Source organism: Streptococcus sp. DFI.7.26 (assembly GCF_022240605.1).
In the GTDB taxonomy this organism is placed as follows: domain Bacteria; phylum Bacillota; class Bacilli; order Lactobacillales; family Streptococcaceae; genus Streptococcus; species Streptococcus xiaochunlingii.
Genome location: NZ_JAKOGN010000001.1, coordinates 321,325 through 334,655, shown reverse-complemented (window position 1 = coordinate 334,655; position 13,331 = coordinate 321,325). Strand labels below are relative to the sequence as shown.

The window sequence follows — 13,331 nt, the reverse complement described above, 5'->3', positions numbered from 1 at the left end:
AAGATTGGCCAAAACCAATCTTTTTTTCTATTTCTTCGCTGCCTCTTGTCCCATTTCCTGGTTACGTTTGTAGGCTGCTTCCACTCCTGCAATAATGTCGCCCCGTAGGCCGACTTGCTCTAAACGGTTGACTCCTGCGATGGTAGAGCCACCTGGGCTACAAACCGCATCTCGCAAGCGGGCTGGGTGCTCACCTGTCTCTAGGACCATTTGACTAGCGCCTTGGAAGGTCTGGGCCGCCATTTGCAAAGCTTGCTCTCGTGTAAGTCCTAAGCCTACTCCTGCATCTGCCATGGCTTCGATCATCTGATAGACAAAGGCTGGCCCACAGCCTACAACAGCCGTTGCAGCATCCATTAATGTTTCCTCGATTTCGTAGAGAGCCGCTGCTCCTGCTAAGAGCCGGTTGACTTGGGCTACTTGCTGGTCTGTCACTGCTTGGGAGCGCGCCAGACTGATAACCCCTTGACCAATGGCTACGGGCGTATTGGGCATGATACGAATGAGCCCCACGCGATCATTTTTAACCACACCCGCCATTTTGTCCAGCTCTAAGCCTGCAGCCATGGAAACCAATAAGAGATTGGAGCGTTGAGATAGGACAGTTTGGTACTCTTCTAGAAGAGGACAGATCTGATAGGGTTTGACTCCTAGAAAGATGACCTCCGCCTCTTTAAAGGCCTCTTCAAGATCAGACGCTGTCCCCCCATACTGGCCGATAAACTCTTCCACCTTTTGAGGGGAGCGGTTGACCAAAAGCAGGTCTGTAGCTGCTACTTCTTTTGCGACCGCTTTGGCCAGACTAGCTCCCATATTCCCAAGACCGATAAATGCTACTTTCATGACTTACCTCACTTGACCATTTCCAGTGACCAGATACTTATAACTGGTCAGCTCACGCAAGCCCATGGGACCACGCGCATGCAACTTCTGGGTCGAGATGCCCATCTCACAACCTAGGCCAAACTCTCCGCCATCTGTGAAGCGGGTCGATGCATTGACATAAACGGCCGCCGAGTCTACCTGGTTACTGAAGAGTTCAATGGCTGTCGCATCTTCAGAGACAATGGCATCTGAATGGTGGGTACTGTGGGCTTCGATATGAACGATGGCTTCTTCTACAGAAGGGACGACCTTCACGGCCATGACATAATCTAAGAATTCCGTATCAAAGTCAGTCTCAGAAGCTGGTGAACCGTCAATGATTTGCTGGGCTTGAGCATCCAAGCGCATCTCCACTGGTACCGGAGCCTCGTCTACCAAGACTTTCTTCACTAGTGGCAGAAAGTCCCCTGCAATAGCTTCATGCACCAAGAGGACTTCCATGGCATTGCAGACGGATGGTCGGCTGGTCTTGGCATTCTGAATGATACTGAGAGCCTTGTCAAAATCTGCCGCTTGATCGACATAGACGTGGACAATCCCTGTTCCTGTCTCAATCACAGGGACAATTGCTTGCTCTACAACTGCCTGGATCAAGCCCGCTCCCCCACGTGGGATGAGAAGGTCTAGATCCCCCTTGGCCTTCATCATGACCAGACTACTCTCCCGACTGGTATCTTCGACCAACTGGAGGACAGCAGGATCAATGGTGGTTGCTTGCAAGCCTGTTTTTAAGGCACTAACGATGGCATGGGCTGTCTGATAGGCATCCTTGCCACTGCGCAAGACAACCGCACTCCCACTTTTCAGGGCCAAGGCTGCTGCATCAGAGGTCACATTAGGACGACTTTCATAGATAATCCCAATGACCCCCATGGCCACACGTTTCTTCTGAATGACCAAACCGTTCTCCAGGGTCTGCTCCTCCAAGAGTTCTCCCACTGGATCGGGTAGGGCAGCCACTTGGAGAATCCCATCAGCCATGGCTTGAATCCGCTCTTCTGTCAAGAGCAGGCGATCCAGCATGACCTCAGAAATCCGTCCCTGAGCTGCTTCCATATCCAATTGATTAGCAGCCAAAATGTCACCTGTGGCTTCAACCAAGGAGTCGGCCATCGCTCTTAAGGCTTTATTTTTCTCATCACTTGTTGAAGTATTTATACTTTTTTTGGCCTGTTTAGCCAGGCGAATCTGATCAATCGTCTCCATCTAATCCCTCCTTTAAAATTCTGTAAATAAGAGTTCTACCTCAGGTGTGATGGTAATCCAATCATCCCGGTGAATGACGATGCCCTTTGGCTTTTGCCCATGGAGCAAATCCTTAATAGCTGCAGCCCCTAAGCGGGTACGCCCTTTCCCAATGACCTGTCCAGTCTCTGCATCATGAACCGTGATAATATCGGAGAAAGAGAAGGCTCCCTCAACCTTTACCACACCAGACACAAGGATACTCTTGCCCTCTTCTTTGACGGCCTTAACCGCTCCTTGGTCCAGCCATACAGACCCTTGGCTAGGGGCATAGAAGGCCAGCCATTGTTTCTGATTACGCAAAAACTTGTCCTGAGCTGTAAAATAGCTACCATCCTGAGTTTTCTCTGACGCTTCAAGAAGAGCATCTTCTTTCAAGGATGAACAGATGTAAACAGGAACTCCTGATTCTGTAGCGATGGTGGCTGCCTTGATTTTTGTCAGCATGCCACCTGTCCCATTACTTGAGCCTGCTCCACCGGCCATCTCGATAATGTCCTTGCTGATTGAGTCAATCCGTTCCAAACGCTTGGCAGTCGGATCCTTTTGGGGATGGCCTGTATAAAGACCATCAACATCCGTCAGCAAGACCAAGAGATCCGCCTGGACCATAGCTGCCACTTGGGCACTCAGGGTATCATTATCTCCAACCTTGAGTTCTTCAATCGAAACTGTATCGTTCTCATTGATGATCGGAATGGCCCCTCTTTGCAATAGGACAGAGAGAGCCTGGTGGGCATTTTTATAGCGGCGTTGGTCGACAAAGTCATCCTGGGTCAAGAGGACCTGGGCAGATACGATGTCGCGTACCAGTAGATTAGAGGTATATTCTTCTAACAGAAGACCTTGGCCAACTGCTGCAGAAGCCTGCTTGTCTGCGATTTTGGACGGGCGTTTTTTAAAGCCAAGCGCACCAAAACCAGCCGCAATCGCCCCCGAAGAGACCAAAATCAATTCATGCCCTTGCTCATGCAAGAGAGCCAGTTGCTGGGTGATGGCCTTGACCTTGCTCCGAGACAAGCTCCCATCTTGATTGGTCAGGGAAGAGGTCCCTACCTTAAACACAATTCTCTTATTCTTCATCCATTCATTCTCCAGAGTATTCGATTGTAACATTATACCATGAAAGCCTTAAAAAATACTAAGAGCGGACCAGGGGAAACCCCCATTTGCCCACAAAAAAACGAGTTTGAACCACAAGAGTTAAACTCGTTTTGATGATCTGCTTATCCTTGGCGAAGCTGCTCCAAGGTTTCTTGGAAAATCTCTGGTACCTCCACTGAAAACTCCATGACTTCTCCCGTCCGTGGATGAGTAAAGCCCAGTGTTTTAGCATGTAGAAATTGCCCATGGCCTTTCAAAGTCTTGCGAGGGCCATAGACTTCATCACCAGCGACTGGATGGCCAATGTAGGCCATGTGAACCCGAATCTGGTGGGTCCGGCCTGTCTCCAATTGCAACTCGACCAAGCTATAATCCCCGAAACGCTCCAAGACATGGAAACGGGTCAGAGCTGGTTTTCCTTTGGCTGTCACAGCCTGCTTCTTACGGTCCTTGTCACTCCTCCCAATCGGCGCCTCAATGACACCCCGATCGTTGGGAAGATTGCCGTGGACAATGGCCCAATACTTGCGCAGGGACTTCTTAGCCTTGAGCTCATCTGCCAAGGCTACATGGGCCGCATCATTCTTAGCCACCATGAGAAGGCCAGAGGTGTCCTTGTCAATCCGATGGACGATCCCTGGACGAAGCTCGCCATTGATCCCTGACAAATCCTTAATGTGATACATAAGGGCGTTAACTAGGGTCCCACTGGTATGGCCGGCACTAGGATGGACCACCATGCCCTGGGGTTTATTGACCACTGCGACATCCGCATCCTGATAGACAATCTCTAAGGGGATATCTTCTGCCTCGTAGGTCACTTCTTCCACTTGAGGGACTTCGTAGCTGATAACATCCCCTTCTTTTACAGTATATTTGGCCTTTTTGACTTGACCGTTGACGAGGATTTTTCCTTCCTTGATCTGCTCATTGGCCAAGCCACGTGAGAGTTCAGTCAACTCTGAGACGGCCTTATCCAGTCGCGCTCCAGCGACTTCTACTCTAACTTCCATGGCTCTCCTCTCTCAAAAGATAAATCAGTAGCAGTCCCACACCGATGCTTAAATAGATATCCGCTACATTGAAGATGGCAAAATTCATAAAATCCAAGTGGAACATATCGACGACAAAGCCCTGACGGAGCCGGTCAATAAAGTTACCAATACCACCAGAAATAATCAAGGTCAATCCCAACAAGAGCCAAATGGAACCTTCGATATGACGATAGAGATAGACAAAGGCTGCTCCCATCGCAATCAGGGTAATGATGGTAAAGAACCACTGTTGGTTTTCCAACATGGAGAAGGCTGCTCCAGAGTTCTTGAGATAGGTCAGACTGACCACTTTGGGAATGAAGCGACGCATACCCCCTAGCGGGATCTCCTTGACGACATATCCCTTCACCGCTTGATCCAGAAGAATCAAGAGGAGGATACTAATAAAAATACTTACTTTTCTCTTCATTACCTACCTCTTCTCATCAAAGTAGGCTTCCATAACTTGTACAAACTTCTCAGCCACTGGCGAGAGATCTACCTCTTCCCGTTTGACATAGACCATTTTATTATTCAGATCATCGATCAAAGGGATAACGGTAATGCCATTCACTGACTGGCTATCCAAGAAGCCAGAACCGGTCGCATAAGCATCGGTCCGCTCTAAGATCCCATTCAAAGTTGCCCGGTCCGTCACATTGAAGAGCTGGGAACTGCTACTCGTATCGACGAAGTTCTCCGAATAGTAGAGGTACTCATCCTTTTCCTGGGTAAAGCGAACAGTCGGTAGGTGTGCCAAGTCCTCCATCACTAAGGATTCTTTCTTGGCTAATGGATGACCCTTGCGCAGATAGATATGAGTCTGGAATGGAATCAGGTCAACGACTTCCAAGCCCAGTTTATCCACCCGTTGCATGATCCCTTTTGTATTTTGCTTATTGAGGTAGATAATCCCCAGTTCACTATGACCCTGAGCCACTTCATCTAGGATTTGAACCGTGGTCGACTCAAAGATCCGGAAGTCTTTGTTCTCCGGATAAAGGACTGAGAATTGGGTAATCAAAGGGGGAAGGAAATCATAGTGCTGACTCGAGATCGAGAATTCCTTCTTTTCTTCCTCAGGATTGGCATACTGGTTTTGAAAAACATCAAAGCCCTTGACCAATTCTTGGGCCTTTTCATAAAATTCCATCCCGCGGCGGGTCAAGAAAGTCCCTGAACTAGTCCGACGGAAAATCTTAAAGCCCAGTTCCTTCTCCAAGTCTCTCACAGAGATGGACAGACTCGGCTGACTGACGTACATTTTTTCAGCTGCTTCACGAAAAGTACCACTATTGGCAATCGCGACAACATAGCGTAATTGTTGAATATTCATGTCTTCTTCCTTCTAACAATATCACTCCATTATACCATAATCTAGAGGATGAAAAAAGATGGGGGCATCAATCGAGAGAGAGATACTAGGAGTGGAATTTTTACTCATAAATATTATAAGAAAAGTGTTAAGTATTAAATAATTTCTATTTGATGGAGTATTTCAAGCAAATTTTGAAACTTTCCGCTGTGAGAAAAGTGCTTGAAACAATCATGTTTCAAGCACTCGGGAGTTTTGAAACCTTAGGTTCAAAACTAAGTCATGGAACTTCGTAGAAGTTCGCTGACGTCCGTACTCACCTAAGGAAAGTTTTAAAAATTTTTTTATGATCTGAATTTATGAAAAATAAAAAGACTTATTAGAAATCAGATAAGCAACTAATAATTTACACATAGCAAAAAAACTCTCTGATGAATCAGAGAGTTTTTAAATCCGTTTCTTCGCTTTTTATTTTGCGATTGGGTAAACAGAAACTTGTTTCTTATCGCGACCTTTGCGTTCGAAGCGTACTACGCCTTCAACTTTAGCGAACAAAGTATCGTCTCCACCACGTCCAACGTTCACACCTGGGTAGATGTGAGTACCGCGTTGACGGTAAAGGATAGATCCACCTGTTACAGTTTGTCCATCAGCTGCTTTAGCTCCAAGACGTTTAGCTTGTGAATCACGTCCGTTTGATGTAGAACCTCCACCTTTTTTGTGGGCGAAAAGTTGCAAGTTAGCAAGATTCAATTTCAACATAATTGTTTTCCTCCAGTTAGTTTTCTGTGATAACTCTTGTTTGGACGAACTCGGATGAGTTCTCCGATAAGTTTGCCATCCCTAAGAAAAATGATTCAAAGAATAGTTGGGTCATTTCTCTTTGATGAGGTGGAATGTCTGTCGGGATTGTGACCCGCATGAAGCCACCCTCTTCTTCGTTTAATTCTAGTTCCGGTTCATAGCCTGCAAATTTCTCAACTGAGTTGACAAAGTTAATGGCAAGCGTAGAAACCGATGCACACACGACATCTAAGCCGTATTCGCCACTTTCGGCGTGACCAGTAATTTCTGCACTCCTCAGCTCGCCATCTTCGGCTCGTTCAAAGACTGCTTGTATCATGTGTTCTCCTAAAAATTAAGCGTTGATTGCGTTGATGACAACTTTAGTGTAAGGTTGACGGTGACCTTGTTTACGGTGGCTACCTTTTTTAGGTTTGTACTTGTAAGTAACAACTTTCTTTTGTTTTCCTTGTTTTTCAACAGTTCCAACAACAGTAGCTCCTGAAACAAGTGGAGTTCCGACAACAGTGTTTTCACCACCAACAAGAACAACTTCGTTAAATGTAACTTCTTGACCAGCTTCAACGTTCAATTTTTCAACGTAGACTGCTTGACCAACTTCAACTTTAACTTGTTTTCCGCCAGTTTTAATGATTGCGTATGTGCTCATTATGCACCTCCTATGTATTTTTGGGTTTCCCCGTATTTTGTGAAGACTCGCCTAGCATCGTGGGACGAACCACTTACTCTCATGGAAATGAGCGACGATGTTCGAGCGGTTGCACAGGCATGTGCATAGTCAACTCTCTAAGTATAGCACTTCTACTAACCTTTGGCAAGTGATTTCATTTAATGAAAACGGATTTTCAAGTAAATAGCCTCATTCTTTACTTCCATTTATTTCAAATATACAATCTGCCCTTCTTGATTGACATGAACCTCAATAGCTATCGGAGGCTTCAAATGTTTTTTAGCTGATCTGGCAAGACTTTTATTACTATCTGAAACATTGACCTTTCGCTCTTTCCCATCAACCGTAATAGTGAAGGTAATTCGAGAATAGGTAGACTTGCTTCCTCCTGTCTCCGTATCAACACCAGTAACTAAAGCCGTTTTTAGCTCGGTTGTCTGATTAGTAAAATAATTATAGCGCCAAACACCATTGGTCACACGATATCCTTCATAAGCAGGAAAGATAATAAATATAAGAAGAGAGCCAATTATTGTAGCAAAAATAGCTCTGCCCTTACTTTTATGGCTTTGACGTATGATTTCCCATTTATTTCTCATGGCCCTCTTGACAGAGCCAGCTTCCTTAATACTTAAATGAAATCCCCAAAATAAGAGAGCATACAAGCTCAGAAAAATCTGAAAATGAACTAAGAGACCAAGTAAATAAGTCCAACTGGGCATTCCAAACAGCAAAGCATTATCTTGTCCATCTTTCCAAGACAATGCTCCCATGAGCCCACTCAAAAAGGAATCCCATTCGTTCATAAATACCCCCTCTTATCTTCAGCATTAATGGATACAATTCCAGATTCTTTCAGTAAAAAGCTACTTCTAAACTCCTACAACAGCCCTTCAATCAGCTCGTCAACTTCATCAGTCTCTGCTTGTGGTCTGATCTCAGTAATCATGATGCCTGCTACCGCACGCTCAACTAAAGCTTCCACATCCATACGTTGCTCATACTGCTCTGCATTTTTTAGTTTTGGATTAGTCTTTGGACGGTCAGGCGCAAAGATGGTACAGCAATCTTCGAAAGGCTGGATAGAGATTTCAAAGGTATCGATGGCCTGGGCGATATCGATAATCTCCAACTTGTCCATGGTCACCACTGGACGGATGACGGGTGTATTGGTCACGGCATTGATAGCCTGCATGCTCTCTAGCGTTTGGCTAGCTACCTGTCCAAGACTTTCCCCATTGATGATGACCAAGCCACCACGGATTTGACGGATGCGGTCTGTAATGCGCATCATAAAGCGGCGTGTAAGAGTCATGAGATAGGCTTCCGGTGCCTTAGCTTTAATCTCTTCTTGAATCTCAGTAAAAGGTACTTCGATAAACTGGATATTGCCCCCAAACTTGGTCAACTTACGAGTTAAATCATGGGCTTTTTTAAGAGCACCAGGACTGGTATAAGGTGGGCTAGCAAAGTGAACAGCCTCGATGTCCACCCCCCGCTTCAAGGCTAGGTAACCCGCTACTGGAGAGTCAATCCCACCAGATAGCATGAGCATCCCTTTTCCAGAAGTTCCAACCGGCAGACCACCCGCTCCCTTAATGGTTTCATAAGAGATATAGGCTGCTTCTTCCCGGATCTCTACTTGGAGGTTGATATCCGGTTTTTTCATTTGGGCTTGGATGGTTGGGATCGCTTCAAAGACAGCTCCACCCAAGGTTTGGTTGAGCTCACGGCTATCCAACTCAAAAGAATGGTCACTTCGTCTGCTGGAAATCTTGAAGGTCATCCCTTCCAGGTAAATGTCCTGCATGATTTCTTGCACCGCCGCTTTTAGAGCTGGGACTGATTTTTCAATCTTGTAAACGGGTGAAAAGTTTTGAATCCCGAAGACCTGTTTGAGTGATTCAGCCACCGGTTCATAATCCGTTCCATTTAGATAGGCATGGGCCCGATCCCGATCGGCTGTCACTTTGACAGCTGGGTAAATGGACAAAACATCTGAGATATTATTACGCAATTTATTAATAAAGCGCATCCGGTTCTTTCCTTTAGTAGAAAGCTCTCCATAGCGGATCATAATTTCTGAATAAGTTAATGGCATAGTAACTTCCTTTTCTTTTCCTTAACGCACCTTTCGCGTCTTTTCATAGATCAGTTTGAACTTGGTCAAAAATTGCTCGACCTGACTCATGTCATTTTCGAGATCGAGGCTAAGGCGGACTGCTGTTTGTGCCAGAGCCTTATCGACTCCCATAGCAATCAGGGTTCCAGCTGGTTTGCCAGCCTTGGAAGAGCAGGCAGAGGTTGTCGAGATATAAATCTCGTACTCTTCAAAAGCATGGACGATGACTTCTCCTCGCACTCCCTTGATACCGAAGGTCAAGATATGAGGCGCAAATCCTTCATCTCCAGAGAAGACAGTCACATCTGGATAATGGACTAGTTCTTCACGAATGACTTCCTTCAACTGATGGCATTTGCGTGCAAATTCCTCTTGACGCTCCATCGCCAAGCGCAAGGCCTTGGCTGTTGCTGCAATTCCAGCTAAGTTCTCAGTTGTCGAACGAAGGTCCTTTTCTTGTCCTCCACCGGTTAAGAGAGGGCTGATTTTTTTGCCTTCTTTGAGGTAGAGAAAGCCAACGCCACGAAGTCCATGGAACTTATGACTGGAGAAGGTGGCTAGATCCACCCGTTCTGGTAGGTAGAGCCCGGTTGAAACCTTAGCCAGCGCCTGAACCCCATCGACGTGGAAGGTGATGGTCGGACGATCTGCCAATAGGTCCGCAATGGCTTGAATAGGCTGGATAGAGCCCACCTCATTATTGACGGCCATGATCGAAACGAGGGTCGTATCAGGGCGCAAGAGTTTTTTCAACTCTTCTACTTGGACAAAGCCACGCGCATCAACTGGAGCAATATCCACTTCAAATCCTTGACCTTGTAGCCAAAGGGCCGATTCCTTCACAGCCGGATGCTCAATAGCTGAGACAATGACGTGCTTTCCATAAGGAGCTTTTTCAAAAGCAACTCCCTTGATTGCCCAGTTGTCCCCTTCTGTTCCACCTGAGGTGAAAAAGATTTCTTCTGCTTTCTTTCCTAGGAGGGAAGCAATCTGCTTGCGGGATGCCTCCAAAATCCGGGTCGCTTGACTTCCCAGGTTGTGCAAGCTAGATGGATTGCCCCAAATTTTGCTTGCGACTTCCGTGTAGGTAGCCAAGGCCTCGGGATAAGGTTTGGTTGTTGCTGAATTATCAAAGTAAATCATCTTCCACTCTCTCCTAGTCAATTTTCAATCATCTTATTGTAACATTTATAGGTTGGAGGGACAAGGATTTGGCAGGCTTCATTTTGTTCCTAGTTTCAGACAGAAAACTTGTAAATTTCTCAAAATAGCTTATGATGAAGATGGAGAGTTTTGTAAAACGCTTACAATATACCCTGTTGTTTTTTATGACCTACTCAAGTCCAGAACTGGAACTGATTGAAGTTACAAGGAGACAAGCATGAAACGACCGATCTATCTTTCCATTGCCCTAGCTGGAAGCCTTGCTCTTGGAGGACTGCTCGCTGTCCTACCACCACTTCCATTTGCCCTCCCTTCTGCCCAACTAGCCTGTCACGGTAAAGGACAGTGTGACCTACAACAGCCCTTGGAGAAGCCACCTTACTTTAGGGAAGATGAAGGTAGCCTTCGTGAAATGAGCCTTATCCAACCAATCCCAGGTGAATCCGATAGCCACATCGAATTCAAATGCTTGGTCGAATACAATGGCTGGTTCCGTCGTATCATCCGTGTCAAAGATGTAACAGTGATTTCAAAAACCAAGGAATTCAAGGGTAAGATTGACTACTCTATCCCGGATCCAAACAAGATAGAGATTCAGGCGAATGGCCAGTTTATCTCTCCTAATGACTCCTCTAGTTTTAATAACCATGAAATCATCAGCCAACCTAGTCAAACAAGCCAACCGATTTCCGTCTCTGAAAAAGGACAGGCAAACTTTGCAACGTCCTCTGAAGCCAGCGAGACTCAAAGCGTCCAGTTTGAAAGCAATTTGAAATTTTAAAACCTCTTTCATTTCTTCTTAGACATTTTCATAAAAATAACGTATAATGACTAAAGTGTTCACATAAAAGAACCAAATATGAAATGAAGAGGGAACAGATTATGTCACAATACTCACGAAAAGAAAAACACCAAGACAGCAACAGACCATCGAGAAGCGAAAAAGTGAAACAGAGCCTTTCTTTATTCCAGATGATTGTCGCAACGATTGCTAGTCTTCTCGGTATTATCGTTACTTCCTTTACTATTTACAGTATCATGAAACCGACGACTAAGACAGAGGAGAAAAAAGATGGCTCCACTAGCGTTGTTGTTGTCCATGAAAAGGATGGATCTGCTACTGATTCAAGTGCTACGGGAACAGATACCAGTGCTAGCAGCAGCCAAGCATCGGAAGCAAGCTCTGAACAAACTGACTCGTCACAGGTAGAAACCAGTGCCAGTGAAGCTCCTGCAGACACAACACCATCTGCTACAGATACCGAATCATCTGCTAATTAATAAAAAGACCAGTTGGTCTTTTTATTATAGAAAAGAGTATTTTTTAAAAGAACTTTCCTTAGGTGAGTACGGACGTCAGCGAACTTCGAAGAAGTTCCATGACTAATTAAGATACAAAGGGCGTCTGCGGATAAAGTCAAAATAGGAAGTTTGACGCAGAATCTTTAGATTCTAGGAGAACTTATCTTTTTGACACAATCCGCAGCCTGTGTTCAATTCGTTTTGAACCCCCTCGCTCTTTAATTTCCGGGCTCAGGCTAAAACAGTTTCCCAAACTGTTTTACTCCCAAAACTCCCGAGTGCTTGAAACACTATTGTTTCAAGCACTTTTCTCACAGCGGAAAGTTTTATAACTACATAAATGAATCGAACCATTAGACATCACTTTTTTTTAAAAAAATAACTAGTTATTTTATGCAAAAAAAGTTTGTATGCATTCTAAAAAACAGTATAGTCTATTTTAAAAATATAGAAAAGCCTCTGTCGACCAGAAATCCTGATCGATAGAGGCTTGTTTTTACTTGAGAACTTCTTGTGTTTTCGCGTAGTTGGCTTCGACAGCTTCTTTTTCAGCTTTCCACCAGTCTTGGTTGTCTGTGTACCACTTGATGGTTTCTTCTAAACCTGCTTCGAAGTTTGTAAATTGTGGTTCCCAACCCAATTCTTCACGCAATTTTGTTGAATCAATAGCGTAACGCAAATCGTGACCAGCACGGTCTGTTACACGGTCGTAAGCATCTTTTGGTTGTCCCATTTTTTCAAGGATGAGCTCAAGCACTTCCTTGTTATTCTTTTCACCGTCAGCACCGATCAAGTAAGTTTCACCGATACAGCCCTTAGTAAGAATCGCCCAAACACCAGTTGAGTGGTCGTTGGTGTGGATCCAGTCACGGACGTTCTTGCCTTCACCATAAAGTTTTGGTTTGATACCAGACAAGATATTGGTGATTTGACGTGGGATGAACTTCTCGATGTGTTGGTATGGACCATAGTTGTTTGAACAGTTTGAAATGGTTGCCTTAACACCGAAGGAACGAACCCAAGCCTTCACAATCAAGTCTGAAGCAGCCTTGGTTGATGAATAAGGGGATGATGGGTTGTATTTGGTTTCTGCAGTAAATTTTTCACCAGGACCTTCCCCATGTCCAGGAAGATCTTCTCGCAATGGAAGGTCTCCATACACTTCGTCTGTTGACACGTGGTGGAAACGAATATCGTACTTGCGAGCCGCTTCCAAAAGTGTGTAGGTACCAATGAAGTTCGTATGGATAAATGGTGATGGGTCATTCAATGAATTGTCATTGTGGCTTTCAGCCGCATAGTGAACGATTGCATCAGCCTTGGCAGCCAATTTGTCAACTAATGCTGCGTCAGCAATGTCACCCACAACCAATTCAACTCGGTCCCCAAGAATTTCTTCGATGTTGGCACGGTTACCTGCGTAAGTGAGTTTGTCAAGGACAGTCACATGCACGTCTGGATGGTTGTTGTAAACATAGTGTACGAAGTTTGAACCGATGAAACCAGCGCCACCGGTTACGATGATGTTTTTGTATTCAGTCATTTTTTCTCCAAATAGTTTTTAGTTTAGATTGTTCCTTTCGCTAGTGAGGGACGCCAGCAACCCTTCGGTTTCATGGCTAAATCCGGAGCCAATGTCTCCGGATTTCCCTACAAGATTCCCTACGGGAATCTTGTAGCCACTAG

Annotated in this window: 15 protein-coding genes and 1 other annotated feature; of the genes, 2 read left to right on the top strand and 13 right to left on the bottom strand. The window is 45.2% G+C overall.

Annotated elements, in window-relative coordinates:
* Nucleotides 1-27 precede the first annotated feature (27 nt).
* From proC to L0M85_RS01630, 12 genes are all read right to left on the bottom strand, one after another.
* Nucleotides 28-843 carry a pyrroline-5-carboxylate reductase gene (gene proC, locus L0M85_RS01685; RefSeq protein ID WP_238656301.1) on the bottom strand — a complete coding sequence of 272 codons (816 nt, stop codon included), beginning with the start codon at nt 841-843 and terminating at the stop codon, nt 28-30.
* A 3-nt stretch (nt 844-846) separates the two neighbouring features.
* A complete protein-coding gene (locus L0M85_RS01680) occupies nt 847-2,091 on the bottom strand; it encodes a glutamate-5-semialdehyde dehydrogenase (protein WP_238656300.1) in 1,245 nt (414 codons plus the stop codon).
* Nucleotides 2,092-2,103: 12 nt separating this feature from the next.
* Complete coding sequence (gene proB / locus L0M85_RS01675) at nt 2,104-3,213, bottom strand: glutamate 5-kinase (RefSeq protein WP_238656299.1); 1,110 nt, start codon at nt 3,211-3,213, stop codon at nt 2,104-2,106.
* Between the two features lie 143 nt (nt 3,214-3,356).
* Nucleotides 3,357-4,247, bottom strand: a complete 891-nt coding sequence (locus tag L0M85_RS01670; RefSeq protein WP_140813919.1) for an RluA family pseudouridine synthase — start codon at nt 4,245-4,247, stop codon at nt 3,357-3,359.
* On the bottom strand, nt 4,237-4,698 hold the full coding sequence (lspA, locus tag L0M85_RS01665; RefSeq protein WP_048690252.1) for a signal peptidase II: 462 nt from the start codon (nt 4,696-4,698) through the stop codon (nt 4,237-4,239). The genes L0M85_RS01670 and lspA overlap by 11 nt, the downstream gene beginning before the upstream one ends.
* 3 nt (nt 4,699-4,701) lie before the next feature.
* Nucleotides 4,702-5,604 carry a LysR family transcriptional regulator gene (locus tag L0M85_RS01660; protein ID WP_048690250.1) on the bottom strand — a complete coding sequence of 301 codons (903 nt, stop codon included), beginning with the start codon at nt 5,602-5,604 and terminating at the stop codon, nt 4,702-4,704.
* Nucleotides 5,605-6,051: 447 nt separating this feature from the next.
* The gene (gene rpmA, locus L0M85_RS01655) at nt 6,052-6,345 is read right to left on the bottom strand and encodes a 50S ribosomal protein L27 (RefSeq protein ID WP_003002805.1); all 294 of its coding nucleotides are present in this window, start codon (nt 6,343-6,345) and stop codon (nt 6,052-6,054) included.
* Between the two features lie 16 nt (nt 6,346-6,361).
* Nucleotides 6,362-6,706, bottom strand: coding sequence for a ribosomal-processing cysteine protease Prp (locus tag L0M85_RS01650; RefSeq protein WP_006596492.1), 345 nt, complete (start codon nt 6,704-6,706; stop codon nt 6,362-6,364).
* Between the two features lie 15 nt (nt 6,707-6,721).
* Nucleotides 6,722-7,036 (bottom strand): 50S ribosomal protein L21, encoded by a 315-nt coding sequence (rplU, locus tag L0M85_RS01645; protein WP_003007734.1) that lies wholly within the window; start codon nt 7,034-7,036, stop codon nt 6,722-6,724.
* 33 nt (nt 7,037-7,069) lie between these two features.
* Nucleotides 7,070-7,157 (bottom strand) — a sequence feature (ribosomal protein L21 leader region).
* A gap of 106 nt (nt 7,158-7,263) precedes the next feature.
* A complete protein-coding gene (locus L0M85_RS01640) occupies nt 7,264-7,863 on the bottom strand; it encodes a hypothetical protein (RefSeq protein WP_238656298.1) in 600 nt (199 codons plus the stop codon).
* A 74-nt stretch (nt 7,864-7,937) separates the two neighbouring features.
* On the bottom strand, nt 7,938-9,158 hold the full coding sequence (gene thiI, locus L0M85_RS01635) for a tRNA uracil 4-sulfurtransferase ThiI (RefSeq protein ID WP_238656297.1): 1,221 nt from the start codon (nt 9,156-9,158) through the stop codon (nt 7,938-7,940).
* Nucleotides 9,159-9,179: 21 nt separating this feature from the next.
* Nucleotides 9,180-10,322, bottom strand: coding sequence for a cysteine desulfurase family protein (locus L0M85_RS01630; protein ID WP_238656296.1), 1,143 nt, complete (start codon nt 10,320-10,322; stop codon nt 9,180-9,182).
* A gap of 238 nt (nt 10,323-10,560) precedes the next feature.
* Here L0M85_RS01630 and L0M85_RS01625 point away from each other — a divergent pair, with 238 nt between their 5' ends.
* Both L0M85_RS01625 and L0M85_RS01620 read left to right on the top strand, forming a co-directional pair.
* Complete coding sequence (locus tag L0M85_RS01625; RefSeq protein WP_238656295.1) at nt 10,561-11,124, top strand: hypothetical protein; 564 nt, start codon at nt 10,561-10,563, stop codon at nt 11,122-11,124.
* A 101-nt stretch (nt 11,125-11,225) separates the two neighbouring features.
* Nucleotides 11,226-11,624: a DUF6556 family protein gene (locus tag L0M85_RS01620; protein WP_229038968.1), complete on the top strand. Its 399-nt coding sequence runs from the start codon at nt 11,226-11,228 to the stop codon at nt 11,622-11,624.
* 517 nt (nt 11,625-12,141) lie between these two features.
* Here L0M85_RS01620 and rfbB read toward each other — a convergent pair.
* Nucleotides 12,142-13,188, bottom strand: coding sequence for a dTDP-glucose 4,6-dehydratase (gene rfbB, locus L0M85_RS01615; protein ID WP_238656294.1), 1,047 nt, complete (start codon nt 13,186-13,188; stop codon nt 12,142-12,144).
* Between the last annotated feature and the right edge of the window lie 143 nt (nt 13,189-13,331).